Source organism: Paraoerskovia sediminicola, assembly GCF_030296575.1.
GTDB classification, from domain to species: Bacteria; Actinomycetota; Actinomycetes; order Actinomycetales; family Cellulomonadaceae; genus Paraoerskovia; species Paraoerskovia sediminicola.
This window is the reverse complement of sequence record NZ_AP027729.1, coordinates 2,699,669-2,724,486: the sequence shown is the minus strand read 5'-3', so window position 1 is coordinate 2,724,486 and position 24,818 is coordinate 2,699,669. Positions and strand designations below refer to the sequence as shown.

Here is a 24,818-nt window from a genome sequence, read left to right as displayed (position 1 = left end):
GTCAGAGGACCTCCCCGACCCGCCACCCGGCGTCCGTCCACGTCAGGACGAGCCGCGCCTCCTCGTCCGACGCGGGGACACGCTCGATCACGCCGTCGACCTCCTGCTCGTGCTCACCGACCCGGTAGGCGACGTCGACCACGGTGCGCTCGTCCTCGGCCTCACCGACGACGACCGCCCGGTCGACGGTGACCGACACCCCGCGCACGACGATCCCGTCCTCGCTCATCGACCGGAGCTGGGCCTCGTGCTCCTCTGCCGCGGGAGAGCCGGCGACCGCGTAGCCCGCTCCGTCGTCGAGATCCGGCCTGCCGGGGGTATCGGCTCGGGGCTCGCTCGCGAGCGCGAGCATCGAGACCCTGCGCGCCGTCAGTGCTCGCGCCGCCGCTGCCGGGTCGTCGTGCTGGGCGGCTGCGTCCGCCGGGGCAGACTCCCCCGCCGGTACGGCCTGGTCCCCCGGTACGTCTGCGGCCGCCCGCGGTGCGCTGTCCGCCCCCTCGTCGGCCGATCCGTCGCTGGCTGATCCGTCGTCGGCTGGTCCGACGGGGGCCGCAGCCACTGTCGACCTCGCCCCCTCCGACGACACCGACCCGAGCGGCGCCGTCCACGGTCCGACCACCGCGAATGCGGCCGCGGCCATTGCGAGCACCGAGACACCGACCAGCGCCGGGATCAAGACCGGCCGTGGCCGCCGTGCGCCCCCTCGCCCAGGACTCCCGGTCCGCCCGGCGCGTGCGGGTCCTGCAGGTAGCCCACGTCGTGCAGGTCGCGCCGGCCGCACCGCACGCGCAGGTTGCTCGACCGCCTCGCGGCTCCGCCTGGCTCGCGCGGCCCCACCCAGCACGGCACCTGCGAGGTCGGCCGGGTCAGGGACCCGGACAGGCTCCGGCGAGCAGGCGGCATCGCACTCGGCTGCGAAGGTGCCGGCCGTCGGCCGCGTCCCCGGCGCGAGGTACCGGGTGCGCTGGAGGACACCACGCAGCCGAGCGCGCGCTGCCGCGGCGGAACCGTCAGGATCGTGCTCTCGCCTCTCGCCGGCGCTCAGCGCGGAGGTGAGCAGAGCGGCCAGCCCCGCCACGTCGTCCGCGGAGCTCGCCGGGCGCGATACCGGCCCGGCCTCGCCGAGCCCGCCGTGCGTCTCTCCCGGCGCGAGGACCGGGTGCCCGTCCCGGGCGAGCAGGATCGTCCGCGAGCTCACCGCTCCGTGGGCGACGCCGTCCGCGTGGAGGGCGGCCAGGGCCCTGCCGATCGACGAGCCCAGGAACGAGACCTCGGCCGCGCGCAGCGTTCCGCGGACCTCCAGGACGGTGTCGAGCCCCACCCTGGGTCGGGCGTCGTCCACGACGACGACTCGGTCCCCGTCCGGACCGGGCTCGGCGCCCCCGTCGATAGCGCCGCGCGGACCCGCCTCGATGCGGATGCGCAGGAGGTGGTCGTGGGACACCGCGGCGACAGCCCCGAGGTGCGCAGAGGGTGCGCCGGGTGGTGATGGCTCGCTCATCGGTCCATCCCACCGCACCGGAGGTGCTCGCTAGCCGTCGTCCACAGGCACGACGGCAGCGAGCAGGTGTTCAGACCTCGATGCGTCGGCCCTCGGCGGCCGACCGCCGTGCGGCGTCGAGCACGTCGGCGGTGCGCACCGCGTCGGCCGGGTCGACCGGGGCCGGCCCACCCTCACGGACCCAGGCGTCGACCGCACGGTAGAAGTCGGCATGCCCACCCGCGGCGCGCGGCACGGGGTGCGCTCGCTCCCCCGCGTGATCCAGCCCTCGGTGCCCTCGGGCGCCGCGTCGTCGAAGACCTCGAACGGGGAGGCGTCGTTCTCGAACGTCGTCACCACGTACGCGCCGTCGCTGCCGAGCACCCGGGTGCGGGGCCCGCCCGCGGCGACGAGCGACCCGGCCCACAGCCGGCTGACGACCGGTCGCGCCCCGTCGACACCGGCGTGGTGGAGGCTGAGGAACACGTCGTCCTCGGTCGGAGTGGTGAGCGCGCGCAGCTCCGCCTGGACTGAGACGACGGGCCCGAACAGCTGGGTCGCGGAGTCGACGAGGTGCGGCCCGAGGTCGAGCAGGAGCCCGCCGCCGACCGGGTCGTTCTCCTTCCAGCGTTGCTGCGGCACCGGTCGGTAACGCTCCCAGCGGCGCTCGAACGTGTGGACCTCGCCGAGCTCGCCGCGCGCGAGCACCGCGGCGAGCGTCAGCTGCTCCGGGTCCCACCGTCGGTTCTGGAAGACCGTGAGCGGCGTGCCCGCCCGCTCCGCGGCGGCGAGGACCTCGCGCGCACCCGCCCCGTCGAGCGCGATCGGCTTGTCGAGGACGAGCGGCACGCCCGATCCCAGGACAGTGACGGCGTGCTCGACGTGCAGCGGCGTCGGGCTCGCGACGACGACGACGTCGAACGCGTCGCGCTGCGCGAGGAGCGAGTCGAGGTCGTCGCACAGCACGACCCCGGGCCAGTCCTCGACGGCGGAGGCACGGCGCGCCTCGTCGCGGGCGACCACCGCGGTGACCTGCAGTCCGGCCTCGCGCGCCAGGCGGGCGTGGATGCCGCGACCGGCCCCGCCGTAGCCGACCAGCCCGATCCGTGTCGTGGGTGCTGTCGTGGGGGCCTGCGGTCCAGCGGTCGTCCCGGTCATGCCCCGATCTCACCACGCGCGATCTTGCTCGGCCACCAGGTCCGACGGCCGAGATCGTGCACCAGCGCCGGCACCAGCAGGCTCCGGACGACCAGGGTGTCGAGCAGCACGCCGAACGACACGATGAACGCGAGCTGGGCGAGGAACAGCAGCGGGATCACACCGAGCGCGGCGAACGTCGCAGCGAGCACGACGCCGGCAGAGGTGATGACCGAGCCCGTGATCGCGAGCGCCCGCAGGACGCCCGGACGCGCTCCGATCCGCAGGGTCTCCTCCCGCACCCGCGTCATGAGGAAGATCGAGTAGTCGACCCCCAGCGCGACGAGGAAGCAGAACGCGAACAGCGGTACCGAGGGGTCGGCGCCCGGGAAGTCGAGCACGTGGTTGAACACGAGCGCCGAGACCCCGAGCGCTGCTCCGAACGAGAGCACGTTGGCGACGATCAGCAGCACCGCGGCGAGCACGGACCGCAGCAGCAGCATGAGGATGAGCAGGATCACGATCAGGACGACGGGGACGATCACGCGCAGGTCGCGGATCCCGGCCTCCTGGGTGTCGAGGCGTTCCGCCGCCGCCCCGCCGACGAGCGTCTCGGGCGAGACCTCGTGCACGGAGTCCCGGAGCTCGGAGACCGTCTCGACGGCCTCCTGGGAGTCGGACGGCGCACTCGTCGCCACGTCGATCCTCACCTGGCCGTCGACGACGAGCGGAGGACCGTCCGCCGGTGCCCCGGGCGCCCCGGAGGCGCCCTCGACGACCGGCGTGACCGAGGCGATCCCGTCCGTGCCCTCCGCGGCGGCGACGACGTCGTCCAGGTCACCCTCGGGCGCGATGACGATCGCCGGCTGCGCCGAGACCCCCTCGTAGTGCTCCGACAGCACCTCCTCGCCGTCCACGGAGTCCACCTGGGTCAGGAAGACGTCGGAGTCTCCGGTCCCGGACGCGTCCAGGGTCGGGACGAACGCGGCGCAGCCGGCGAGGACGACCGCTGTCACGATCCACACCGCGCGGTCGTGTCGACCGACGAACGACGCCACCTTGGACCAGACGCCGTGACCCTCGACGTCCACCGCGACCGCGCGGTCGTCGGGTCCCGCACCGGTAGGCCGGGCGTGGCCGTCCCGCCGACCGTCCACGGCTGAGCCCTCGTCGGCACCCCGACCGGCAACCGAGACTGCACCTGAGCCGGTGCCCTCGGGCGCCTCGGTCCCCTCCAGGTGGCGGGGACCCTCGGCGGGCGCGGCGACGACGTCGGCCGCCGCGTCGTCGTCCGACAGCTCGCCCGAGAACTTCGGCATCTTCGGCCAGAACAGCGCACGCGAGCGCTGCCCCGCGATCACGAGCAGCGCGGGCAGGAACGTGAGGGCCGACAGGAACGCGGCGACGATCCCGATCGAGGCGACCGGGCCCAGCGAGCGGTTGGACCCGAGCTCCGACAGCAGGAGGCACAGCAGACCGGCGATCACGGTCCCGGCGCTCGCCGCGATGGGTTCGATCGACGCGCGGACGGCGCGGCGCAGAGCGGTGAACGTGCTGCGGACGTGGAGCAGCTCTTCGCGGTATCTCGCGACGATCAGGAGCGAGTAGTCGACCGCGGCGCCGACGACGAGGATCGAGAGGATCCCCTGGGCCTGTCCGTCGAGCGTGATCGTGCCCGCGTCGGCGAGGTTGTAGACGACGAGCCCGGCGAGGCTGAGGCCGAACACGGCGGTCAGGATGACCATGAACGGGAGGATCGGTGAGCGATAGACGAACGCGAGGATCACGAGGACAGCACCGAGGGCGACGAGGAGCAGGACGGTGTCGATGCCGCCGAACGCGGTGACCAGGTCGGCGACGAACCCTGCGGGACCCGTGACCCAGACCTCGAGTCCGGCGTCCTCGAGGTCGCCGGAGGCCACGCGCAGCGCGTCCACGACGGCGTTGCTGATGCTCTCCTCGTCGGCGCCGAACGTGTCGGAAGCGACGGCCGCGTCGAGGGACACCACGACCAGGCCGGCCTCGCCGTCCTCGGAGGGGATGACGACCGGGTCCGTGGTGAGCACGTCCCCCACCACCTGGGGGTCGGCCTCCTCGGCGCCCTCGAGCGGGAGGTCCCCGATGCCCTGCGCCCATCCCTGCAGGGCGCCGATCTGCTGCTCGCCCAGCGCCCCGCCGTCCGGCGCCTCGGACACGACGAGGGCGGGCAGGGACTCCGAGTCGACGAACTCACGGCCCGCCTCGCCGGCGAGCGTGGACTCGGCGGTCTCCGGCAGGAACGCGGCGGCGTCGTTCGTCTGGACCGAGCTCAGCTGCCCCTGGGCCTGACCGCCTATCCCCCCGACGGCGAGCCAGATCCCGAGAACTGCAAGAATGACCAGGCCGCGGAGAACTCCGCCCCATCTTTTACTCAGCATGCTGAGCATTGTGGTGCGAGGATGGTTCCCGGCGCAAACGGGACGGCACCCGCGCCGGCCAGGGCCCGAGGTCGAGATCGACCGACGGACCGACCACGGAAGGAGAGGGACGACCATGCCCGACGACGCATCACCGCAACCCTCCGCCGTGCCCGTGACCAGCAGGAACGTCGGCAGTTCTCGCCCCGGCACCCCCGGCGACCATCCCCGGTCGGCACGCTCGACAGGCCCGGACGCCCCGCACGACCAGCCGACGCAGTTCGCGAGCCGCGACTACGACAGCGACGACCCCGAGCAGTGGCCCACCGGCCGCCTCCTGTCCTCCGTGGCCCGGAATCTTGAGCGCGAGTGGAACAGTCATCTCAGTGGGTGGGACCTGAACCACGCCTCCATGCCCGTTCTCCTGCACCTGCTCGGCGGTGCCCGGCCGCAGCGCGCGCTGGCCGCCGAGAACGGTGTCACCGAGCAGACCATGAGCCGCATCGTCGACCGGCTCGAGCGCAACGGGCACGTCGTGCGCGGCACCGACCCGCACGACCGGCGTCGTCGCATGGTGGACATCACGGCGGAAGGCCGAGCTGCAGCGTTCGCCGCTGCCGATCCTCGCCGCGGCGAGGAGGTCGCGACCCGCGGACTCTCCGCCGACCAGATCGTGACGCTGCGCGAGCTGCTCCTCGCCATGGTCCGCGCCCAGCAGGGCTAACCTGCCCTCATGGAGATCCGCCCGCTCGACGCCGCCGCGGGCCTGGCCGACTACGAGGCCACCTGGGCGACGCAGCGCTCCCTGCACGCGGCGGTCGTCGAGGGCACGGCCCCGCCGACCGTGCTCCTCGTCGAGCACCCCAGCGTGTACACCGCCGGGCGCCGGACCAACCGCTCGGAACGTCCCGTCGACGGCACACCCGTCGTGGACGTCGACCGCGGCGGCAAGATCACCTGGCACGGCCCCGGCCAGCTCGTCGCCTACCCGATCGTCCCGCTCCGCGAGCCGGTGGACGTCGTCGCGTACGTCCGGGTGCTCGAGCAGGCCGTGATCGACGTGTGCGAGGCGCTCGGGGTCGTGGCGGGCCGCGTCGAGGGTCGCAGCGGCGTCTGGATCGCCGGCGACGCCACGCGCCGCGAGCGCAAGGTGTGCGCGATCGGCGTCCGGGTGGCCCGCGGCGTGACCATGCACGGCCTCGCGCTGAACTGCGACCCGGACCTGGGCCGGTTCGGGGCGATCGTGCCCTGCGGCATCAGCGACGCGGACGTCACCTCGCTGAGCGCCGAGACCGGGCGCGACGTGACGCTCGCGGAGGTCGAGCCCTTGCTGACCGCCGCCCTGCGGCGGTGGCTCCCCGAGGTGGCGGACACCACCACCGCCGACCCTGCCGCGCGGGCCGGTGCGGCGCTAGGGTAGGCCGCAGGGAACTGCGTTCGTACCGGAGATCGGGTGGGTCGGTACGTGCCTCGCCGCACCCCTGGACGGAGTCCACCCGCATGACAGCCCCCACCACGCCGCGCCCTGACGCGCCTTCGGATACCCGAGCCGCACCGGCCGCTCCCCCGCCCCAGCAGCCCTCGCTGCCCCGCAGTCGAGCGCCTGGCGCGCCTACCGAGAGCTCCCTTCCCTCGCCGGCCGAGCGTTCCTCCCGATCGCGCTGCTCGCGCGCCTCCCGTTCTCGATGCTCACGATCGGGACGTTGCTCCTCGTCAGCCACACGACCGGCTCCCTCGCCGTCGCGGGCCTCGTCAGCGGAGCGGGAGCGATCGGCACCGCCGTCGGCGGACCCACGCAGGGATCCCTCGCCGACCGGTTCGGTCAGCGCCCCGTCCTGCTCGTCGTGGTCCCCGTCCAGGCCCTCGCTCTGGTCGGGCTCGTCGCCGGCGCGACGGCCGGCCTCCCGACCGCAGCGCTGGTCGCGCTCAGCGCACTCACCGGGGCGCTGGCCCCGCAGGTCGGCCCGCTCGCGCGCGGCCGGTGGCTGGGACTCACGGACGACGCCCCGCGTGTGCGAGCGGCGTCCATGAGCTACGAGAGCACCGCCGACGAGATCAGCTTCGTCGCCGGGCCCGCCCTCGTCGGCATCGTCTCGGCCGCACTGAGCCCCCAGGTCGCGCTCGTGGGCGCGGCCTGCGTGAGCCTGGTCTTCGGGCTCGCCTTCGCTCTGCACCCCACCGCGAGCCCCGCACGGACGGTCGAACCCGCCGCCGCGACCCGCTCCGGGACCGCGACGACCGGGTCGCCGAGCCGCGCCACGCCGTCCGGCACGGACGGCCACGGTTTCCTGGGTCTCCTCCTGCGGGTCGCCGCACCGGTGACGGGGATGCTCGGGATGGGGATGCTGTTCGGCGGCACCCAGACCGCGGTCTCCGCGTTCGTGCGGGACGCCGGCTCCCCCGACCAGGCCGGGGTCGTCTACGCGACGATGGCCCTGAGCTCGGCCGTCACCGCGCTCTGCGTGATCCTGCTCCCCGCCCGCTGGACCCTGCGCAGCCGGTGGATCGCCTTCTCGGCGGGGCTCCTGCTCACCACGTCGGGGATGCTCGTCACGGTGCTGGCCGGCGCGGGCACCGCAGGGCTGGTCGTCGCGATGCTGGCGACCGGGCTCTTCGTCGGGCCGATCATGGTGACGATCTTCTCCGTCGGCGGCGAAGCGGCGCCCGTCGCCCGCAGCGGCGCGACGATGACGGCCCTCGCCAGCGCCTCGGTCGTCGGCATCGCGATCGGGTCGTCGGTCGGGGGTGCGCTCGCGGAGTCCGCCGGCACGGTCCCCGCCTTCGCCGTCCCCGTCGCCGCTGCCCTGGTGCTGCTCGTGGCCGGGGTGTCGTCGACCTCACACCGGGACCCCTGGGCAGAACCCGTCCCCCGGTAGGTGCTGGCGTAGTCTGGCGAGGAACACCGCCGTCCACCCGCAGGGAGTCCCCGCGTGACGATCGCCCCCGAAGGCCGCCGGATGCTGCGCGTGGAGGCGCGCAACTCCGAGACGCCGATCGAGAAGAAGCCGTCGTGGATCAAGACCAAGGCCACGATGGGTCCCGAGTACTCGGAGCTCAAGGGGCTCGTGAAGTCCGGCGGCCTGCACACGGTGTGCGAGGAGGCCGGGTGCCCCAACATCTTCGAGTGCTGGGAAGACCGCGAGGCGACGTTCCTCATCGGCGGCAGCCAGTGCACGCGCCGCTGCGACTTCTGCCAGATCGACACCGGCAAGCCGGCGGACCTGGACCGCGACGAGCCCCGTCGCGTCGCGGAGTCCGTCCAGCAGATGGGCCTCAAGTACTCGACGGTCACCGGCGTCGCGCGCGATGACCTGGCGGACGGCGGCGCGTGGCTCTACGCGGAGACGGTCCGGCAGATCCACGCCATGAACCCCGGCACCGGCGTCGAGCTGCTGATCCCCGACTTCAACGCGATCCCGGAGCTCCTCGACGAGGTCAACGCCTCGCGGCCCGAGGTCATGGCCCACAACGTCGAGACCGTGCCGCGGCTCTTCAAGCAGATCCGCCCCGCGTTCCGCTACGAGCGCTCGCTGTCGGTGCTCACCAGCGCCCGCGACGCCGGGCTCGTGACCAAGTCGAACCTGATCCTCGGGATGGGCGAGACGATGGACGAGGTCAAGGCCGCGCTCCAGGACCTGCACGACGCGGGCTGCGACCTGCTGACGATCACGCAGTACCTGCGACCGTCGGTGCGCCACCACCCGGTGGACCGCTGGGTGCGACCCGAGGAGTTCGTCGAGCTCTCCGAGGAGGCCGAGCGCATCGGGTTCCTCGGCGTGATGGCCGGGCCGCTCGTCCGTTCCTCCTACCGGGCCGGTCGTCTGTGGGGTCAGGCGATGAGCAGCAAGGGCCGCCCGGTCCCCGAGGCGCTCGCCCACCTCACCGAGCCGATGACGGCGCGCCAGGAGGCGTCGAGCCTGCTCGCCCCGCGCGCCTGAGCACCCGTACGGACACGCCGTCGCGCCCGACTAGACTCTGAGCCATGGCCCGTAAGAACAAGGACACCACCGCGTCCGGCGACGCGAAGCCGAAGAAGGTCAAGAAGCAGCGCTGGTACCACCAGGTGTGGGCCGCCTACAAGATGACCCGTGAGCAGGACCCGAACGTCACGTGGGTCATGGCGGCGACCGCTGCCGGCATCATCGCCCTCGCGGCGATCATCGGTGTGCTCTGGGGCCACCCGGTGTACATGCTGGTCGTCGGCGTGCCGTTCGCGCTCCTCGGCGCGATGTTCGTCCTCACCCGGCGGGCCGAGCGCGCCGCGTACACCCGCATCGAGGGCCAGCCCGGGGCCGCGCGCTCGGCGCTCGGCACGATCCGTCGCGGCTGGACGTTCGACGAGGAGCCCGTCGAGTTCGATCCCCGCACCAAGGACGCCGTGTTCCGCGGCGTCGGGCGCCACGGGATCGTCCTCGTCACCGAGGGCCCCAGCACCCGCGTGAAGAAGCTCGTCGACGCGGAGCAGCGCCGCATCAACCGCGTGCTCCCGAACGTCCCCGTCACCGTGATCCAGTGCGGCAACGGCGAGGGCCAGGTGCCGCTGCCCAAGGTGGCCCGCCGGGTCCAGAAGCTCAAGCCGTCGCTCACGAAGCCCGAGGTCGCCGAGATCCTCAAGCGGCTCAAGGCGCTCGGCGCCAAGAAGCTCCCGATCCCCAAGGGCGTCGACCCGATGCGCGCGCGTCCCGACCGCAAGGGCATGCGCGGCGGTCGCTGACCGACGACCCGGCTAGCGGGTGCGGACGAGGACCGTGCCCGCGGCCCGGTCGTGGACCCCGCGGCCGTCCGAGTCCCACACGACGGCCGGGATCACGAGGCACAGCAGCACGGTCCGCACCGCTGCCGCCACCGCACCGACCGCGCTGCTCCGGGCGCCGGCACCGGCTTCGCTGCTGTTGCCGCTCCCGCTGCCGCGACGGGCGTCGAGCCGGCGGACCTGCATGCCGAGCAGCCGGTGCCCCACGGTCGTCCCGAGGGTCGCGACGAGGGCGAAGGTGACCACGGCGAAGACGCCGAGCTGGACGGCGGGGTTCACATCCAGCGGAGAGCCCTGGGCTCCCGTGACGGCGTAAGCGACCAGGGTCGAGAGCACCCAGTCGACGAGCAGCGCGACCACGCGAGCGCCGACGCTCGCGAGAGATCCAGGACCGGACTCCGGGAGGCCGAGCCGTGCCCCGCGGTGCTCACCACCGCCGGCCGGGGAGCCTTCGAGCCATGAACCGAGGTCTTCGCGGGATGCCACCGACCCAGGATACGGGGACGCTCGGGGCGACCGGACGCCGTCCGACACCCCTCGTGAGACACAAATGTCACATGCCGAGCCGTGCCGTAACGTGCTGGAAACAAACGGTACACGCGTGGGAAACCGCCCCGGCCTAGGTTCAAGGTGGCCAGGTCAACCGGGCGCGACCGGCGCACGACCGGCACCCGTCGATATAGGAGATGTGGATGTTCAACTCTGCCGAAGAGGCAATCGCCTTCACCAAGAACGAGGATGTCGAGTTCGTCGACGTACGGTTCTGCGACCTCCCGGGCGTGATGCAGCACTTCAACATCCCGATCTCGCAGTTCGAGGAGTCGGCCTTCACCGACGGCATGATGTTCGACGGCTCGTCGATCCGCGGCTTCCAGGCGATCCACGAGTCCGACATGAAGCTCATCCCCGACGTCGCGACCGCGTTCGTCGACCCGTACCGCAAGCGCAAGACGCTCGTGGTCAACTTCTCGATCGTCGACCCGTTCACGGACGAGGCGTACTCCCGCGACCCGCGCAACATCGCGATGAAGGCCGAGGCCTACCTCAAGTCGACCGGCATCGCCGACACCGCGTTCTTCGCTCCCGAGGCCGAGTTCTACGTCTTCGACGACGTGCGCTTCAAGACGTCGCAGAACGAGTCCTTCTACTCCATCGACTCCGTCGAGGCCGCCTGGAACACGGGCGCCGTCGAGGAGGGTGGCAACAAGGGCTACAAGACCCGCTTCAAGGGCGGCTACTTCCCCGTCTCCCCCAGCGACCACTTCGCCGACCTGCGCGACGAGATGTGCGCCGTCCTCGGCCAGGTCGGCCTGGACGTCGAGCGCGCGCACCACGAGGTGGGCACCGCCGGCCAGCAGGAGATCAACTACCGCTTCAACACGCTGACGCACGCGGCCGACGACCTGATGAAGTTCAAGTACGTCATCAAGAACACCGCGTGGGAGGCCGACAAGTCGGTCACCTTCATGCCGAAGCCGATCTTCGGCGACAACGGCTCGGGCATGCACTCGCACCAGTCGCTCTGGAAGGACGGCGAGCCGCTGTTCTACGACGAGAAGGGCTACGGCGGTCTCTCCGACCTCGCCCGCTGGTACATCGGTGGCCTGCTCAAGCACGCGCCGTCGCTGCTCGCGTTCACGAACCCGTCGGTGAACTCCTACCACCGCCTCGTCCCGGGCTACGAGGCCCCGGTCAACCTCGTCTACTCGGCGCGCAACCGCTCGGCCTGCATCCGCATCCCGATCACCGGTGACAACCCGAAGGCCAAGCGCGTCGAGTTCCGCGTGCCGGACCCGTCGTCGAACCCGTACCTCGCGTTCGCCGCGCAGCTGCTCGCCGGCATCGACGGCATCAAGAACCGCATCGAGCCGCCGGAGCCGGTCGACAAGGACCTCTACGAGCTGCCCCCGGAGGAGCACGCCGCGATCCAGCAGGTGCCCGCCTCGCTGGGTGAGGCTCTCGACTCCCTCGAGGCCGACCACGAGTTCCTCACGCAGGGTGACGTCTTCACCGAGGACCTCATCTCCACGTGGATCGACTACAAGCGCACCAACGAGATCGACCCGATCCGTCTGCGCCCGCACCCCCACGAGTTCGAGCTCTACTACGACATCTGATCTGCGGGGTATCACCCTCAGTCAGCAGTAGCCGAGAACGGCCCCTGGCCTGCACGGACGTCCCGCGACGTCCGTGCAGCACCGGGGGCCGTTCTCGTTGCCGTGCGCACCCGCGCCGACCGCTCAGGGCAGAGCGTGGGGCGGCTGCGGGGCTCGACCCTGGAAGGCGAGGATCTCCGGGTCGACGACGCGACCCTCCCGGATCTCGATGGCACGGCTCAGGACCTCGTCGGCGTCCCACGACGCGGGGCCTTCCAGCACCGCCCTGAGGAACGGGATGAGCGCAGCACTGTTCTCCCAGGTCGCGGAGTTCCACAGGTAGGACGGGCTGTGGTCCACCCCGTAGTACAGGACGTTGTCGCCCACCACGAAGGTCGGTTCGTCGAACGTCGTCGGCCGCGCCCACTCGAAGCCCATGCCCTCGTCGCACGACACGTCGACGATGACGCTGCCCGGCCGGAACGCGGGCAGGTCCTCGGTCCGGAGGTAGACGAGCGGCCGCGCCGTGTCCTGCAAGGTGCAGTTCACGACGATGTCGTTCTCGGCGAGGTAGGCAGCCAGCGGTTCGCGGCCCCTCTCGGTGATGACGTGGCTGAGGTGCTCCCCGTCGGGCTCGTGGTCGAACTGCCGGATCCGGACCGAGTGGATCGGTGACCCGACCGCTGCGACGCTCCGGTTCGTCAGCACGGCGACCTCGTGCACCCCGTGGGCGTTGAGCGCGGTCACGGCCCCCGCGCGGTCGCCCCGAAGCCGATCACCACCGCGCTGAGCCGGCGACCGTAGTCGCCCGTCAGCCCGGCGAGCTCCAGGGCCTGGAGCACCGAGCAGTAGCCGGCGAGCTCGTTGTTCTTGTGGAAGACGTGCAGCCCGACCATGCCGTCGCGCGTCCAGTGGTTCATGGTCTCGAAGGCGATCAGGGTCAGCCGCCGGTCGATGGCGATCTGCGTGAGGTCGGGGTCCTGCACGCAGTGGGGCCACCCCCAGAGCGTCGTGCCCTCGCCGAGCGCCCGGACGTCAGCGTGCTGCGGTTTCGGCAGCAGGACCACGTCGGACTCGGCGAGCAGCTGTTCGCGTGAGGCGAAGCCCGCGACGTGCTCGGCGAGCACGTCGTCCGCCACCCCGAAACGCGCGCCGTACCCGTGCTCGAGGGTGATGCGCGTACGAATGTCCTCGTCGAGACCGGGAAGGTGGTCCGGGTGCAGCGGCAGCCGGAACTCGTTCTCCTTGGCCGACGAGCCGATCACACCCAGGCTCAGGAGCGAGGATCCACCGGATGCTGCGGACGTGCTGCGAACCGGCGACGTGGCGCCCATGTCTGATCCTCTGAGAGACGGGACCCGAGATGGGACCCATCGCGATCGTACGCGCACGGCCCGGCCGCGAACGCCACCCCCGGGTCTGAGGCTCGCGTCGCCGCCGTCTACTGCTCGCCGTAGAAGAGCGTCTCCATGACGTGACGTCCGCGCCGCGCGGTGCGCAGGTAGAGCTCCTCCAGGTCCGCCCCGTTGCCGTCGATGCCGAGGATCCGTGCGAGCCCCGTGAGCTCGCGGCGGTCGTGCGGCAGGATGTCGACGGAGCGCCCCGTGGTGCGACCGGACGACAGCACGACGGCGCTGCGGAGCTGCGACGCGAGCACCCACGACTCGCTCAGCGTCTCGGCGTCCTCGGCGCCGACGAGCCCGGCGGTGTGCGCGGCCGCGAGCGCGTCCGTCGTCGAGGTCGTGCGGAGACCCGCGATCTCGTGGGCGTGCTGGAGCTGCCACAGCTGGACGAGCCACTCGACGTCGCTGACTCCCCCGCGACCCAGCTTCAGGTGCCGCGACGGGTCGACCCCGCGCGGCAGCCGCTCGGCCTCGACCCGCGCCTTGACCCGCCGGATCTCCCGGACACGCGACGCGTCGATGCCACCCTCGGGGTACCGCAGCGGCTCGACGAGCGCCTCGAACCGCTCCCCGAGGCCGGCCATGTCCCCGGCGACGGGCCGCGCGCGCAGCAGCGCCTGGGACTCCCAGGTGCTCGACCACCGCCCGTAGTACTCGGTGTACCCGGCGAGGGACCTGGCGAGCGGCCCGTTGCGGCCCTCGGGTCGCAGGTCCGCGTCGACGGGCAGGGTCGGCTCCTTGCCGACGGCGCCCAGCAGCTTGGTCAGCCGGCTCGCCACCGCGACGGCGTACTTCTGCGCGTCCGACTCGTCGGCCCCGTCGGCGGGTTCGTGGACGAACAGCACGTCCGCGTCGGAGCCGTAGCCCATCTCGCGGCCCCCGAGCCGCCCCATCGCGACGACGAGCATCGTCGTGGGTCCCGGCTCGGCGGGGTCGAGCCCGCGCTCGACCTTGACGACGTGCTCCGCGATCCGCAGCCCGCCGACCAGCACCATGTCGGCGGCGTCCGAGACGGCGCGGGCCGCGGCGACCGGGTCGAGCTCCTGGAGCAGCTGCGCCGCCGCCGTCCGCCCGAGCTCGCGTCGCCGGATCCCCCGGAGCCGGTCGGTAGCGGGCTCCGAGTCGTCGGCCCGCTTGAGGACGGCGTCGATCTCCCCGGCGAGGCGGTCGGGACCGCGCGGCTCGAGCAGCGCGTCGTCCGCGAGCCAGCGCACCGCGTCCGGCGTCCGGGAGATGGCCTCGGCCACGTACCGGGAGTTCGCGAGCAGGTGCGCGAGCCGCTCCGCCGCGACGCCGGAGTCGCGCAGCAGCTTGAGGTACCAGGGAGTGGTGCCGAGGTCGTCGGAGAGCTTGCGGAACGCGAGCAGCCCGGCGTCCGGGTCCGCGCCCTCGGCGAACCACCCGAGCAGCACGGGCAGCAGCTGGCGCTGGATCGCGGCCCGCCGGCTCACGCCCTCGGTCAGCGCCTCGACGTGCCGCATGGCGCCGGCCGGGTCGCGGTAGCCGATCGCGGCGAACCGCGCCTTGATCGCCTCCGGGGCGAGCGCGACCTCCTCGACCGACAGCTGCGCCGTGGCCGGCAGGAGCGGGCGGTAGAAGAGCTCCTCGTGGAGGGTCCGGACCTCGCGCCGGGTCGCCTTCCAGCGGTCCTGCAGGCCCGCGGCGCCGTCGACCCGCATGCCCAGCGACCGGGCGAGCGCGCGCTGCTCGTCCTGGGACGTCGGCATCAGGTGCGTCCGGCGCATCTTGGACAGCTGGATGCGGTGCTCGAGCGCGCGCAGGAACCGGTAGCAGACCGACATCCGGGCCGCGCTGTCACGCCCGACGTACCCGCCCGCGGACAGGTCGGAGATCGCGGTCAGCGTGTTGGCGCTGCGGATGAACGCGTCGGCCCGGCCGTGGACGAGCTGCAGCAGCTGGACGGTGAACTCGACGTCGCGCAGCCCGCCCTTGCCGAGCTTGATCTGCCGGTCGGCCTCGGCCGCGGGCACGTGCTGCTCGACCCTGCGCCGCATCGCCTGGGCGTCCTCGACGAAGTTCTCGCGGGTGACGGCCTGCCAGACGAACGGGTCGACGGCGTCGCGGTACGCCTGCCCCAGCTGCCGGTCGCCCGCGACGCAGCGCGCCTTGAGCAGCGCCTGGAACTCCCACGTCTTGGCCCAGCGTTCGTAGTACGCGACGTGGCTCGCCAGCGTCCGGACGAGCGGGCCCTGCTTGCCCTCGGGTCGCAGCGCCGCGTCCACCGGCCACAGCGGCGGCTCGACGGCGGTCCCCGAGCACACGAACGCCAGTCGCGTCGCAAGCTTCGTGCCCACCGCGATGGCCGCGTCCTCGGCGTGCCCCTCGGCGGGCTCGACGACGTAGATGACGTCGACGTCGGACACGTAGTTCAGCTCGCGGCCACCGGTCTTGCCCATCCCGATCACGGCGATCCGGGCCGCCTCGTGGCCCTCGGTCTCGGCGCGAGCCACGGCCAGCGCCGCCTCGAGCGCCGCCCCCGCGAGATCGGCGAGCGCGGCGCCCACGCCCGGCAGCTGCGTCAGCGGCTCGCCCGACGTGAGGTCGGTCGCCGCGATCCGCAGCAGGACCCGGCGGTACGCGCGGCGCACGGCGTCGATCGCGTCCCCGTCGGTCGACGTCGCGACCGGCACGTCGGCGTCGGGGTCGGCACCCACCGCTTCGAGCAGCTCGGCCCGGATCTTCGCGGCGGCGACGCCGGTCCCGCTCGTCGGGTCCGCGAGGATCGTCAGGTGGGTGGGGTGGCCGATCGTCTCGTCACCGAGCGCGACCGAGGAACCCAGGACGGCGAGGAGCCGGTCCTGCCCGACCCGCGCTGCGGCGTCCGGCGCCTCGAGGAGCCTGTGCAGGAGCGACCCGAGCTCGCCGTCCGGCGTGCCGACGGACTCCGCGAGGCGCACGAGCTGGAGCGCGGCGAGGTCGGGGGCCGGGGTCCAGCCCAGGGCGACGACGAGGTCGCCCAGGTCGTCGGCGCCCCCGGGGAGGAACGGCGCGAGCGCCGCGTCCCCGAGCAGTGACTCCGCGCGGCGGGCGTCCTGGAACCCCGCCTGCGAGAGGCGCGTCGCGAGCGTGGCCCCACGGAGCCGACGGCTCGCGTGGTGACCCGGACCCTCGTCCGGGCTCACAGGACCGGCAGGAAGCGCTTCAGCTCGAACGGTGTGACCTGGCCGCGGTACTCGTCCCACTCACGCTTCTTGTTCTTGAGGAAGTAGTCGAAGACGTGCTCGCCGAGGGTCTCGGCCACGAGCTCGGACTGCTCCATGATCGTGATGGCCTCGTCGAGGTCCTGCGGCAGCGACCGGATGCCCAGCGCGCGCCGCTCGGAGGGCGTGAGGTCCCACACGACGTCCTCGGTCGGGTCGGGCAGCTCCATGTCGTTCTCGATGCCCGAGAGCCCGGCGGCGAGCAGCACCGCGTACGCGAGGTACGGGTTCGCGGCCGAGTCGACCGCGCGGAACTCGACGCGGCTCGAGTTGTCCTTGCCCGGCTTGTACATCGGTACGCGCACGAGGGCGGAGCGGTTGTTGTGGCCCCAGCACACGAAGCTCGGCGCCTCGGCGCCGCCCCAGAGCCGCTTGTACGAGTTGACGTACTGGTTCGTGACCGCGGTGATCTCGGCGGCGTGGTGGAGCAGGCCGGCCATGAACTGCCGGGCCGTCTTGGACAGCTCGTACTGCGTGCCGGCCTCGTGGAACGCGTTGCTGTCGCCCTCGAAGAGGGACAGGTGCGAGTGCATCCCGGAGCCGGGCTCGTCGGAGAGCGGCTTGGGCATGAACGAGGCGAAGACGCCCTGCTCGAGCGCGACCTCCTTGACGACGGTGCGGAACGTCATGAGGTTGTCGGCGGTGGTCAGCGCGTCGGCGTAGCGCAGGTCGATCTCGTTCTGCCCCGGGCCTGCCTCGTGGTGCGAGAACTCGACGGAGATCCCCATGGACTCGAGCATCGAGATCGCGGCGCGCCGGAAGTCGTGCGCGGAGCCGCGGGCGACGTGGTCGAAGTACCCGGCCTGGTCGACGGGCTGCAGCGGGCCGTCGGTGCGCAACGACTCGAAGAGGTAGAACTCGACCTCGGGGTGCGTGTAGAAGGTGAAGCCCATGTCGCTGGCGCGGGCGAGCGTCCGCTTGAGGACGTTGCGGGTGTCGGCGAGCGACGGCTCGCCGTCCGGCGTGAGGATGTCGCAGAACATCCGTGCCGTCCCGTGGGTCTCACCCCGCCACGGGAGGATCTGGAACGTCGTCGGGTCCGGCTTGGCGATCATGTCGGACTCGTAGACGCGCGCGAGCCCTTCGATCGAGCTCCCGTCGAACCCGATGCCCTCGGTGAACGCCGACTCGAGCTCCGCGGGCGCCACGGCGACCGACTTCAGCACACCGAGAACATCGGTGAACCAGAGCCGGATGAAGCGGATGTCGCGCTCCTCGACCGTCCTCAGGACGAACTCCTGCTGCCTGTCCATGGCCCCATCCTGCCCGATCACGGCACCGCGTGACGACAGGCGATCACGATGCGCCGTGACGGGCGAGTCGCGGGCGGGACGACAGCGCCGGGATCCGGCCGCGCGCGGGCCGGGATCGGGCCGGGATCGGGCCGGGATCGGGCCGGGATCGGGCGGGGATCGGCGCGCCGGGCGCGCCGGTAGGCTGGCGAACATGGCTGACCTGCGCATCGCACTCGCCCAGATCGACACGTGCGTCGGCGACCTCGAGGGCAACGCGGACGCCGTCCTCGCCTGGTCGCGCCGCGCCGCCGAGGCCGGCGCGGACCTCGTCGCGTTCCCCGAGATGACCCTCACGGGTTACCCGATCGAGGACCTCGCGCTGCGCGGTTCGTTCCGGCGTGCCGCGTGGGACGCAGCGGCGGACGTCGCTTCCCGGCTCGCGCAGGAGGGTCTCGGCGGTCTGACGGTCGTCCTGGGGACGGTCGGCTCTGCGGGCGAGGGGCGCGCCCTCGTCGGGGAGGACCACGGGCTGCCGACGAACCGCGCGGTCGTCATCGCGGACGGCGCGGTGGTCGCCTCCTACGACAAGCAGCACCTGCCGAACTACGGCGTCTTCGACGAGTTCCGCATCTTCGAGCCGGGCTCCGAGCCGCGGACCGTGGAGGTCGGCGGCCGCACGATCGGGTTGCTGGTGTGCGAGGACATCTGGCAGGACGGCCCGGTCGCGGCCGTCGCGGACCTCGGGTGCGACCTGCTGCTCGTCCTCAACGGTTCCCCGTACGAGGAGGGCAAGGAGGCTCCCGCACCGACCTCGTCGCGCGCCGCGCCGCCCAGGTCGACGCGCCCGTCGCCTACGTCAACATGGTCGGCGGCCAGGACGACCTCGTCTTCGACGGCGGTTCGTTCGTGATGGGCCCCGACGGGGGCATGCTCGCCCGCTCGCCCCGCTTCGACGAGCACCTCCTGCTCTGGGACCTGGCGTCGGACGGCGTCGCGCGGCCCGGCGAGGTCGCTCCCCGCTCGACGCGGACGAGATGGTCTACCGCGCCTGCGTCGCGGGCCTGGCGGGGTACGCGCGCAAGAACGGCTTCACGTCGGTCGCGCTCGGCCTGTCGGGAGGGATCGACTCCGCGCTCGTCGCCGCGATTGCCGCGGACGCGCTCGGCGGCACCAACGTCGTGGGCGTCTCGATGCCGTCGCGCTACTCGTCCGACCACTCGAAGGACGACGCGGCCGACGTCGCGAAGCGGCTCGGGGCCGACTACCGCGTCCAGCAGATCGGGCCGATGGTCGACGCGTTCGAGACCGAGATGGGCCTCGACGGGATCGCGGCCGAGAACATCCAGGCCCGGGTGCGCGGGAACATCCTCATGGCGCTGTCGAACTCCGAGGGGCACCTGGTCCTCGCGACCGGGAACAAGACCGAGCTCGCCGTCGGCTACTCCACGATCTACGGCGACGCCGTCGGCGGCTACGCCCCGATCAAGGACGTCGACAAGTCGCGGGTGTGGGCGCTCGCCCGCTGGCGCAACAACCACGCGCTCGACCGCGGCGAGCTGCCGCCGATCCCGGAGTCGTCGATCACCAAGCCCCCGTCCGCCGAGCTGCGGCCGGGGCAGGTCGACCAGGACTCGCTGCCCCCGTACGACCTGCTGGACGAGGTGCTGGACGCCTACGTGGAGCACGCCGAGGGTCGCGCAGACCTCCTGGCCCGCGGCTACGACGAGGCGGTCGTCGACAAGGTGCTGAGCCTCGTCGACCGCGCGGAGTGGAAGCGTCGCCAGTATCCGCTCGGGCCCAAGGTGACGGCGCTGGCCTTCGGGCGGGACCGCCGTCTGCCCATCACCTCGCGCTGGCGCGAGAACTCCTGAGGACCGGCCGGCGCCCCCGGGCCTCCCGCACAGACCAGACCCCACGCACACAGCACCGGATTCGAGGAACCTCGTGAGCCAGAGCACCTCCCCGCAGAGCCGGGCAGCACGTCGGCTGCAGCCGCACCCGCGGCGGCCACCGCGCCTACCCCCGCCGCTTCCGCGTCCAGCACCTCGCCGGCGCGAAGGAACGCGGCGAGAAGCTGACGATGCTCACCGCGTACGACGCGATGACCGCACGGATCTTCGACGAGTCGGGCGTCGACATGCTGCTGGTCGGCGACTCGATCGGCGACAACATGCTCGGTCACGAGAACACGATCCCCGTGACCGTCGACGAGCTCATCCCCGCGGTCCGCGCCGTCACGCGGCGCGTCCGCAGGGCGCTCGTCATCGCGGACCTCCCGTTCGGCTCCTACGAGGCGTCACCCGAGCAGGCGCACGCCACGGCGGTCCGCATGTTCAAGGAGGGCGGCGCGCACGCCGTGAAGATCGAGGGCGGCGCGCGGGTCGCGCCCCACGTCGCGCTCATGACGGGCGCGGGCATCCCGGTGTTCGGGCACCTCGGCTTCACGCCGCAGTCGGAGAACATGCTCGGCGGCAAGCGCATCCAGGGCCGGGGCGACGACGCCGCGGAGCGGCTCGCGGAGGACGCGCTGGCCCTGCAGGAGGCAGGCGCCGTCGCGGTCGTCCTCGAGATGATCCCGGCGCCCGTCGCGGCCAGGGTCACCGAGATCCTGCGCATCCCGACCATCGGCATCGGTGCCGGCATCGAGTGCGACGGGCAGGTGCTCGTCTGGCTCGACATGGCCGGGATGGGCGACTGGTCGCCGCGGTTCGCCCGCCGGTTCGGCGAGGTCGGGACGGCGCTGTCGCAGGCGGCGCAGTCGTACGTGTCCGCCGTCCAGGGGCGCGAGTACCCGGGGCCGGAGCACAGCTACGAGCAGTAGCGGACCGTCGTCGGACGACGGTCCGCGCGCTCAGTCGCCCTTGTCGCCGTAGTCCTGCTCGTCGTCCCACTCCTGGGTGCGCTCGCTCGCCGTCGACAGGGCGTTCTCGGCCTCCTCACGGGTCGCGTACGGACCCATGCGACCTCGCCAGCCCGTCGTGCGACCCTCGGTGACCTCACCCGTGCGGGTGTCGTAGAAGAACTCGGTGCTCATGAGGACATCGTGCCCCTCCGGGCGCGTACTCACAGGTCGGGGCGCCGGAGCGGTCCCCGGACCGGGTCCGACGCCGACTCGCGCGCCGGCTCGACCGTCGCCCCGTGAGCCGACGCGACACGCCGCGCGCCGTCCGTAGACTGACGCCCATGGCACGCGCCCCCCTCGTCCCCGGCGAGCTGTCCCCGACGAGGGCGGTCCCCCGCTCCGTCGTGCGCCCCGAGTACGTGGGCCGCGCCGCACCCGCCCCGTTCACCGGCAGCGAGGTGAAGTCGCCGGAGACGATCGAGCGGATCCGGACGGCGTCGCGCATCGCGGCGCAGGCCCTCGCCGAGGTCGGTCGACACGTCGTGCCGGGGGTCACCACGGACGAGCTCGACCGGATCGGCCACGAGTTCGTCTGCGACCACGGCGCCTACCCGTCGACGCTCGGGTACCGCGGGTTCCCGAAGTCGCTGTGCGCGTCGCTCAACGAGGTCGTCTGCCACGGGATCCCGGACTCGACGGTCGTCGAGGACGGGGACATCGTCAACATCGACATCACCGCGTTCGTCGACGGCGTCCACGGGGACAACAACGCGACGTTTCTCGCCGGGGACGTCGACGAGGACTCCCGGCTGCTCGTCGAGCGGACGCAGGCCGCCCTCGACAGGGCGATCCGCGCCGTCCGACCAGGGCGTGAGGTCAACGTCATCGGTCGGGTGATCGAGCGCTACGCCGCCCGCTTCGGGTACGGGGTCGTCCGCGAGTACACCGGCCACGGGGTCGGTGAGGCGTTCCACTCCGGGCTCGTGATCCCCCACTACGACTCGGCCCCTCTCCACTCGACCGTGATCGAGGAGGGCATGGTCTTCACCATCGAACCCATGCTGACGCTCGGCTCCGCCGAGTGGGAGACGTGGGACGACGGCTGGACGGTCGTCACGGCCGACCGGTCGCGCACGGCGCAGTTCGAGCACACCCTGGTAGTCACCAACGACGGCGCGGAGGTTCTGACCCAACCATGAGCAAGCACTCGAAGAAGTCGAAGCAGGATCTCGGGTTCGGGATCGACATCGGCGGCAGCGGCATCAAGGGCGCGCCCGTCGACCTGGTCAAGGGCGAGTTCGCGGAGAAGCGCAAGCGGATCCCGACCCCGCAGCCCTCGACCCCCGACGCCGTCGCCGGGGTGATCGCCGAGCTGGTCGACGCCTACGACCTGCCGAAGAAGACTCCGATCGGCATCGCGTTCCCCGGTCCGATCCACCACGGTGTCATCACCTCGATCGCGAACCTCGACAAGTCGTGGGCCGGCGTGAACCTGCCCGAGCTCGTCGAGGAGGCCACCGGGCGCCACGCCGCGGCGATCAACGACGCGGACGCGGCGGGCGTGGGCGAGCTCGTGTACGGCGCCGCGAAGAAGTCGGAGGGCGTGGTGCTGCTCGCGACGCTCGGCACCGGCATCGGTTCGGCTCTGTTCGTCGACGGGCACCTGCTGCCGAACACGGAGCTCGGCCACCTGGAGATCGACGGCCACGACGCGGAGAGCCGGGCGTCGGAGCGCGTGCGCGGCGACGAGGACCTCGACTGGGAGCAGTGGGCGGAGCGGCTGCAGAAGTACTTCTCGACCGTCGAGTTCCTGTTCTCGCCCGACCTCATCGTCATCGGCGGCGGCGTCAGCAAGCACCACGAGGACTTCCTGCCGCTGCTGGACCTCAAGGCCGAGGTCGTGCCCGCGAAGCTACGCAACGCGGCGGGGATCGTCGGGGCGGCCTGGACCGCGGCGAACGACTGACCGTCAGGTGGTCGGGGCGGGCGTGCCGAACAGGTCGCTCGCCCCGATCATCGCCAGCACGTCCGTGACGACCGCGGGCGCGGCCAGCAGCGTCACGGGAAACTCCTCGTCGCGGCCGAGGGACGAGATCTGCAGCATGAAGGCGATCCCTGTCGAGTCCATGAACGTGACTTCGGAGGCGTCGATCTCGACCGGCTCGTGCCGGGTCACGAGGGATGCCAGCACCTGGCTCGCCTGGAGCCGGAGCGCACCGTCGACCTCGCCCCAGAGGCGCACGCGGCGGACCTGCCCCAGGTCCAGGAGCTCGATCCCGGCGAGCGTGGTCGCGGCGTGTTCCGCGGTCGTGTCCGTCGTCATGGCTCTCCCCGTCGTACCGACGCTGGCAACATACCCCGAGAATCGGACAGAACGAACACCATAGCGACAACTTCTTGACCCGAACTGTCACTGCGCATGATCGATCCGTGAAGGTCGTTCACCGTTCAACTGCTCCCGGCGCGCACGCGGTCGCGCGACATGCTCGGGAAGTGCGGACGAGCCGGCCTGTACGCCGGGTTCTGTCACCACGCGCAGTTGCCCGCGCGCGGGAGACGGCCATCCATCTACGACGTACGTTGCCGCACGCCTCCAGCGGTCTACCCGGATGCTCGGGCGAGCAGCCCTCGAACACATCCTGTCTGACCTTGCTCCAGGTGGGGTTTACCGAGCCGACCCAGTCGCCTGGGCCGCTGGTGGTCTCTTACACCACCGTTTCACCCTTACCCCGGCACCCGACCGAAGCCGGCCGCCGTGGCGGTCTGTTCTCTGTGGCACTGTCCCGCGGGTCACCCCGGGTGGGCGTTACCCACCACCTCGCTCTGAGGAGCCCGGACGTTCCTCGGGGCGGTGTCTCCACCGCCACGCGACCGTCCAGCCGACTCGTCCGCCTCCCGAGGATACCCGGGTCAGACGTCGACCCGGTACGTCAGCGCGAGCTCGTCGCCGCTCGTGCCGCGGATCCCCCACGACTCCGGCGGAGCCTCCAGGACGACGAGCTCCACGTCGCCCGGCGTCAGACCGAGCGCGGGCGCGACCTCGTCGAACACCGCGCGCACGAGCGCACGCTTCGCCTCGACGCTACGGCCGGCGAAGCACACGACCTCGACGACGAGGTACGCCTCGCTGCGCGACGGCGCGACCAGATCACCGTCCTCGAGCAGCAGGAAGCGGTGGAACCGCTTCTCCTCGGGGATCCCCCACGTCCTCACGAGCGCCGCGTGCAGGGCGTCCGACACCTGCGCCCGACGCTCGCCCCACACGGCGCGCGACCCGTAGACCTTCACCTGGACCATGGCGCGGAGCCTAGCGGGACGTCGCGTGACCAGACCCACAAGGCGCGCCCCCACACCGGCCGTCCCGCGTGACGGCGGTCCGCCGCCAGCCGGTAGCGTGTGTGCGTGCTCGTCCTCCTGCCGCCCTCCGAGGGCAAGACCGTGCCGGACGGCGGCGCTCCCGTCGACCCGGCGTCGCTCGGCCTCCCGTCGCTCACCGCGCAGCGCGAACGCGTCCTCGACGCGCTCGTGGCCGCGAGCGCCCGTGCCGACGCGATCGACGTCCTCGGGGTCACGCCGGGGCTCGCGGCCGAGGTGGCCCGCAACGTGGACCTGCGCAGCGCACCCGCGGGGCCGGCGTCGTCCGTGTATACGGGCGTGCTGTACGAGGCCGCCGGGTTCGGCAGGCTGACTGCGGCGCAGACCCGCCGGGCCGCGACGAGCGTGCTGACGGTGTCCGCGCTCTGGGGCGCCGTCTCCCCCGTCGACCGGATCCCCGCCTACCGGCTCTCCATGGGCACGACGCTGCCCGGCGTCGGCGCGCTGGCGACCGCGTGGCGCCCGCACCTGACCGCGGCGCTCGACGAGCGGGCATCAGGCGACGTGGTCGTGGACTGCAGGTCGGCGTCCTACGCGGCCGCGTGGCGCCCTGCCGCGCGGACCGAGTGGCTGGCCGTGAAGGTGCTGCGCGAGGTGGACGGCAAGCGATCCGTGGTCTCGCACAACGCGAAGCACACGCGCGGCGTGCTCACCGGGCACCTGCTGCGCCGACGCACCGCGCCGACGACCGCGAGGGGCGTCGTGGCCGCCGCTCAGGAGCTCGTCGGGACCACGCTCGCGACCGCCGTCGGGACGGGACTGCCGTCGAACCTTCTCGAGGTCTCGCTGCACCCGAGGCCGGCGCGCGGTCCGCGGACGCTGGAGCTCGTCGTCTCCTGACGCCGCGCTGCCGCTCTCGGGTCACGCCGGTAACGACGGC

20 protein-coding genes, 1 other RNA gene and 3 pseudogenes are annotated in these 24,818 nt (G+C 72.4%); 13 read left to right on the top strand and 11 right to left on the bottom strand.

The genetic code is table 11. The annotated features are described in order from the left end of the window. Position 1 precedes the first annotated feature (1 nt). The 3 genes from QUE47_RS12595 to QUE47_RS12585 are packed head-to-tail and all read right to left on the bottom strand — an operon-like array spanning position 2 to position 5,043. A complete protein-coding gene (locus tag QUE47_RS12595) occupies positions 2-1,501 on the bottom strand; it encodes a serine/threonine-protein kinase (protein ID WP_286217573.1) in 1,500 nt (499 codons plus the stop codon). A 30-nt stretch (positions 1,502-1,531) separates the two neighbouring features. After that, entirely contained in the window at positions 1,532-2,638 is a 1,107-nt protein-coding gene (locus QUE47_RS12590) for a Gfo/Idh/MocA family protein (RefSeq protein ID WP_350227560.1), read from the bottom strand. Then, positions 2,635-5,043, bottom strand: a complete 2,409-nt coding sequence (locus tag QUE47_RS12585) for an MMPL family transporter (protein WP_286217572.1) — start codon at positions 5,041-5,043, stop codon at positions 2,635-2,637. Before QUE47_RS12585 ends, QUE47_RS12590 begins: the two co-directional genes overlap by 4 nt. A gap of 106 nt (positions 5,044-5,149) precedes the next feature. Between QUE47_RS12585 and QUE47_RS12580 the strand changes: the two genes are divergently transcribed. The 5 genes from QUE47_RS12580 to QUE47_RS12560 all read left to right on the top strand — a co-directional run bounded on the left by QUE47_RS12580 (position 5,150) and on the right by QUE47_RS12560 (position 9,727). Further along, on the top strand, positions 5,150-5,737 hold the full coding sequence (locus QUE47_RS12580) for a MarR family winged helix-turn-helix transcriptional regulator (protein ID WP_286217571.1): 588 nt from the start codon (positions 5,150-5,152) through the stop codon (positions 5,735-5,737). Between the two features lie 9 nt (positions 5,738-5,746). After that, entirely contained in the window at positions 5,747-6,433 is a 687-nt protein-coding gene (lipB, locus tag QUE47_RS12575) for a lipoyl(octanoyl) transferase LipB (protein WP_286217570.1), read from the top strand. A gap of 265 nt (positions 6,434-6,698) precedes the next feature. Further along, on the top strand, positions 6,699-7,889 hold the full coding sequence (locus tag QUE47_RS12570; protein WP_286217569.1) for an MFS transporter: 1,191 nt from the start codon (positions 6,699-6,701) through the stop codon (positions 7,887-7,889). 54 nt (positions 7,890-7,943) lie between these two features. Beyond that, a complete protein-coding gene (gene lipA, locus QUE47_RS12565; protein ID WP_286217568.1) occupies positions 7,944-8,951 on the top strand; it encodes a lipoyl synthase in 1,008 nt (335 codons plus the stop codon). A 44-nt stretch (positions 8,952-8,995) separates the two neighbouring features. After that, complete coding sequence (locus tag QUE47_RS12560) at positions 8,996-9,727, top strand: DUF4191 domain-containing protein (protein ID WP_286217567.1); 732 nt, start codon at positions 8,996-8,998, stop codon at positions 9,725-9,727. A gap of 12 nt (positions 9,728-9,739) precedes the next feature. Here the strand turns inward: QUE47_RS12560 and QUE47_RS12555 are convergent, their stop codons facing one another. After that, a complete protein-coding gene (locus tag QUE47_RS12555) occupies positions 9,740-10,252 on the bottom strand; it encodes an RDD family protein (RefSeq protein ID WP_286217566.1) in 513 nt (170 codons plus the stop codon). Positions 10,253-10,458: 206 nt separating this feature from the next. Here QUE47_RS12555 and glnA point away from each other — a divergent pair, with 206 nt between their 5' ends. Further along, complete coding sequence (glnA, locus tag QUE47_RS12550) at positions 10,459-11,883, top strand: type I glutamate--ammonia ligase (protein ID WP_286217565.1); 1,425 nt, start codon at positions 10,459-10,461, stop codon at positions 11,881-11,883. 123 nt (positions 11,884-12,006) lie between these two features. On the opposite strand, the pseudogene QUE47_RS12545 reads toward glnA, so the two are convergent. The 3 genes and pseudogenes from QUE47_RS12545 to QUE47_RS12535 all read right to left on the bottom strand — a co-directional run bounded on the left by QUE47_RS12545 (position 12,007) and on the right by QUE47_RS12535 (position 17,739). Continuing rightward, positions 12,007-13,196: pseudogene (locus tag QUE47_RS12545) on the bottom strand (N(5)-(carboxyethyl)ornithine synthase). Between the two features lie 107 nt (positions 13,197-13,303). Then, positions 13,304-16,408, bottom strand: a complete 3,105-nt coding sequence (locus QUE47_RS12540; RefSeq protein ID WP_286217564.1) for a bifunctional [glutamine synthetase] adenylyltransferase/[glutamine synthetase]-adenylyl-L-tyrosine phosphorylase — start codon at positions 16,406-16,408, stop codon at positions 13,304-13,306. Continuing rightward, positions 16,405-17,739: a glutamine synthetase family protein gene (locus QUE47_RS12535; protein ID WP_286217563.1), complete on the bottom strand. Its 1,335-nt coding sequence runs from the start codon at positions 17,737-17,739 to the stop codon at positions 16,405-16,407. Before QUE47_RS12535 ends, QUE47_RS12540 begins: the two co-directional genes overlap by 4 nt. Between QUE47_RS12535 and QUE47_RS12530 the strand changes: the two are divergent. The 4 genes and pseudogenes from QUE47_RS12530 to panB form a co-directional block, all read left to right on the top strand. Beyond that, a pseudogene (locus QUE47_RS12530) lies at positions 17,681-18,454 on the top strand (nitrilase-related carbon-nitrogen hydrolase); the annotation flags it as partial. The gene QUE47_RS12535 and the pseudogene QUE47_RS12530 overlap by 59 nt on opposite strands. Before the next feature lie 128 nt (positions 18,455-18,582). Then, a pseudogene (locus QUE47_RS12525) lies at positions 18,583-18,648 on the top strand (hypothetical protein); the annotation flags it as partial. Positions 18,649-18,755: 107 nt separating this feature from the next. Then, on the top strand, positions 18,756-19,592 hold the full coding sequence (nadE, locus tag QUE47_RS12520) for an NAD(+) synthase (RefSeq protein ID WP_286217562.1): 837 nt from the start codon (positions 18,756-18,758) through the stop codon (positions 19,590-19,592). A 209-nt stretch (positions 19,593-19,801) separates the two neighbouring features. After that, entirely contained in the window at positions 19,802-20,542 is a 741-nt protein-coding gene (panB, locus tag QUE47_RS12515; protein WP_286217561.1) for a 3-methyl-2-oxobutanoate hydroxymethyltransferase, read from the top strand. A 30-nt stretch (positions 20,543-20,572) separates the two neighbouring features. Here panB and QUE47_RS12510 read toward each other — a convergent pair whose 3' ends face one another. Beyond that, positions 20,573-20,755: an SPOR domain-containing protein gene (locus tag QUE47_RS12510; RefSeq protein ID WP_286217560.1), complete on the bottom strand. Its 183-nt coding sequence runs from the start codon at positions 20,753-20,755 to the stop codon at positions 20,573-20,575. A gap of 149 nt (positions 20,756-20,904) precedes the next feature. Between QUE47_RS12510 and map the strand changes: the two genes are divergently transcribed. Further along, complete coding sequence (gene map, locus QUE47_RS12505) at positions 20,905-21,762, top strand: type I methionyl aminopeptidase (protein WP_286217559.1); 858 nt, start codon at positions 20,905-20,907, stop codon at positions 21,760-21,762. Continuing rightward, positions 21,759-22,529: a polyphosphate--glucose phosphotransferase gene (gene ppgK, locus QUE47_RS12500; RefSeq protein WP_286217558.1), complete on the top strand. Its 771-nt coding sequence runs from the start codon at positions 21,759-21,761 to the stop codon at positions 22,527-22,529. The genes map and ppgK overlap by 4 nt, the downstream gene beginning before the upstream one ends. Positions 22,530-22,532: 3 nt before the next feature. Here ppgK and QUE47_RS12495 read toward each other — a convergent pair whose 3' ends face one another. The 3 genes from QUE47_RS12495 to QUE47_RS12485 all read right to left on the bottom strand — a co-directional run bounded on the left by QUE47_RS12495 (position 22,533) and on the right by QUE47_RS12485 (position 23,860). Beyond that, entirely contained in the window at positions 22,533-22,886 is a 354-nt protein-coding gene (locus QUE47_RS12495) for an STAS domain-containing protein (RefSeq protein WP_286217557.1), read from the bottom strand. Between the two features lie 173 nt (positions 22,887-23,059). Then, positions 23,060-23,450: RNase P RNA component class A (gene rnpB / locus QUE47_RS12490), an RNA gene on the bottom strand. 23 nt (positions 23,451-23,473) lie between these two features. Continuing rightward, positions 23,474-23,860 carry a tautomerase family protein gene (locus QUE47_RS12485; RefSeq protein ID WP_286217556.1) on the bottom strand — a complete coding sequence of 129 codons (387 nt, stop codon included), beginning with the start codon at positions 23,858-23,860 and terminating at the stop codon, positions 23,474-23,476. 105 nt (positions 23,861-23,965) lie between these two features. Between QUE47_RS12485 and QUE47_RS12480 the strand changes: the two genes are divergently transcribed. Beyond that, positions 23,966-24,778 (top strand): YaaA family protein, encoded by an 813-nt coding sequence (locus tag QUE47_RS12480; protein ID WP_286217555.1) that lies wholly within the window; start codon positions 23,966-23,968, stop codon positions 24,776-24,778. Positions 24,779-24,818 lie beyond the last annotated feature (40 nt).

Coding starts and splice junctions, on each gene's coding strand:
- QUE47_RS12595 (WP_286217573.1), bottom strand. CDS start 1,501: ATGAGCGAGCCATCACCACCCGGCGCACCCTCTGCGCACCTCGGGGCT.
- QUE47_RS12590 (WP_350227560.1), bottom strand. CDS start 2,638: ATGACCGGGACGACCGCTGGACCGCAGGCCCCCACGACAGCACCCACG.
- QUE47_RS12585 (WP_286217572.1), bottom strand. CDS start 5,043: ATGCTCAGCATGCTGAGTAAAAGATGGGGCGGAGTTCTCCGCGGCCTG.
- QUE47_RS12580 (WP_286217571.1), top strand. CDS start 5,150: ATGCCCGACGACGCATCACCGCAACCCTCCGCCGTGCCCGTGACCAGC.
- lipB (WP_286217570.1), top strand. CDS start 5,747: ATGGAGATCCGCCCGCTCGACGCCGCCGCGGGCCTGGCCGACTACGAG.
- QUE47_RS12570 (WP_286217569.1), top strand. CDS start 6,699: ATGCTCACGATCGGGACGTTGCTCCTCGTCAGCCACACGACCGGCTCC.
- QUE47_RS12560 (WP_286217567.1), top strand. CDS start 8,996: ATGGCCCGTAAGAACAAGGACACCACCGCGTCCGGCGACGCGAAGCCG.
- glnA (WP_286217565.1), top strand. CDS start 10,459: ATGTTCAACTCTGCCGAAGAGGCAATCGCCTTCACCAAGAACGAGGAT.
- QUE47_RS12535 (WP_286217563.1), bottom strand. CDS start 17,739: ATGGACAGGCAGCAGGAGTTCGTCCTGAGGACGGTCGAGGAGCGCGAC.
- nadE (WP_286217562.1), top strand. CDS start 18,756: ATGGTCTACCGCGCCTGCGTCGCGGGCCTGGCGGGGTACGCGCGCAAG.
- panB (WP_286217561.1), top strand. CDS start 19,802: ATGCTCACCGCGTACGACGCGATGACCGCACGGATCTTCGACGAGTCG.
- QUE47_RS12510 (WP_286217560.1), bottom strand. CDS start 20,755: ATGAGCACCGAGTTCTTCTACGACACCCGCACGGGTGAGGTCACCGAG.
- map (WP_286217559.1), top strand. CDS start 20,905: ATGGCACGCGCCCCCCTCGTCCCCGGCGAGCTGTCCCCGACGAGGGCG.
- ppgK (WP_286217558.1), top strand. CDS start 21,759: ATGAGCAAGCACTCGAAGAAGTCGAAGCAGGATCTCGGGTTCGGGATC.
- QUE47_RS12495 (WP_286217557.1), bottom strand. CDS start 22,886: ATGACGACGGACACGACCGCGGAACACGCCGCGACCACGCTCGCCGGG.
- QUE47_RS12485 (WP_286217556.1), bottom strand. CDS start 23,860: ATGGTCCAGGTGAAGGTCTACGGGTCGCGCGCCGTGTGGGGCGAGCGT.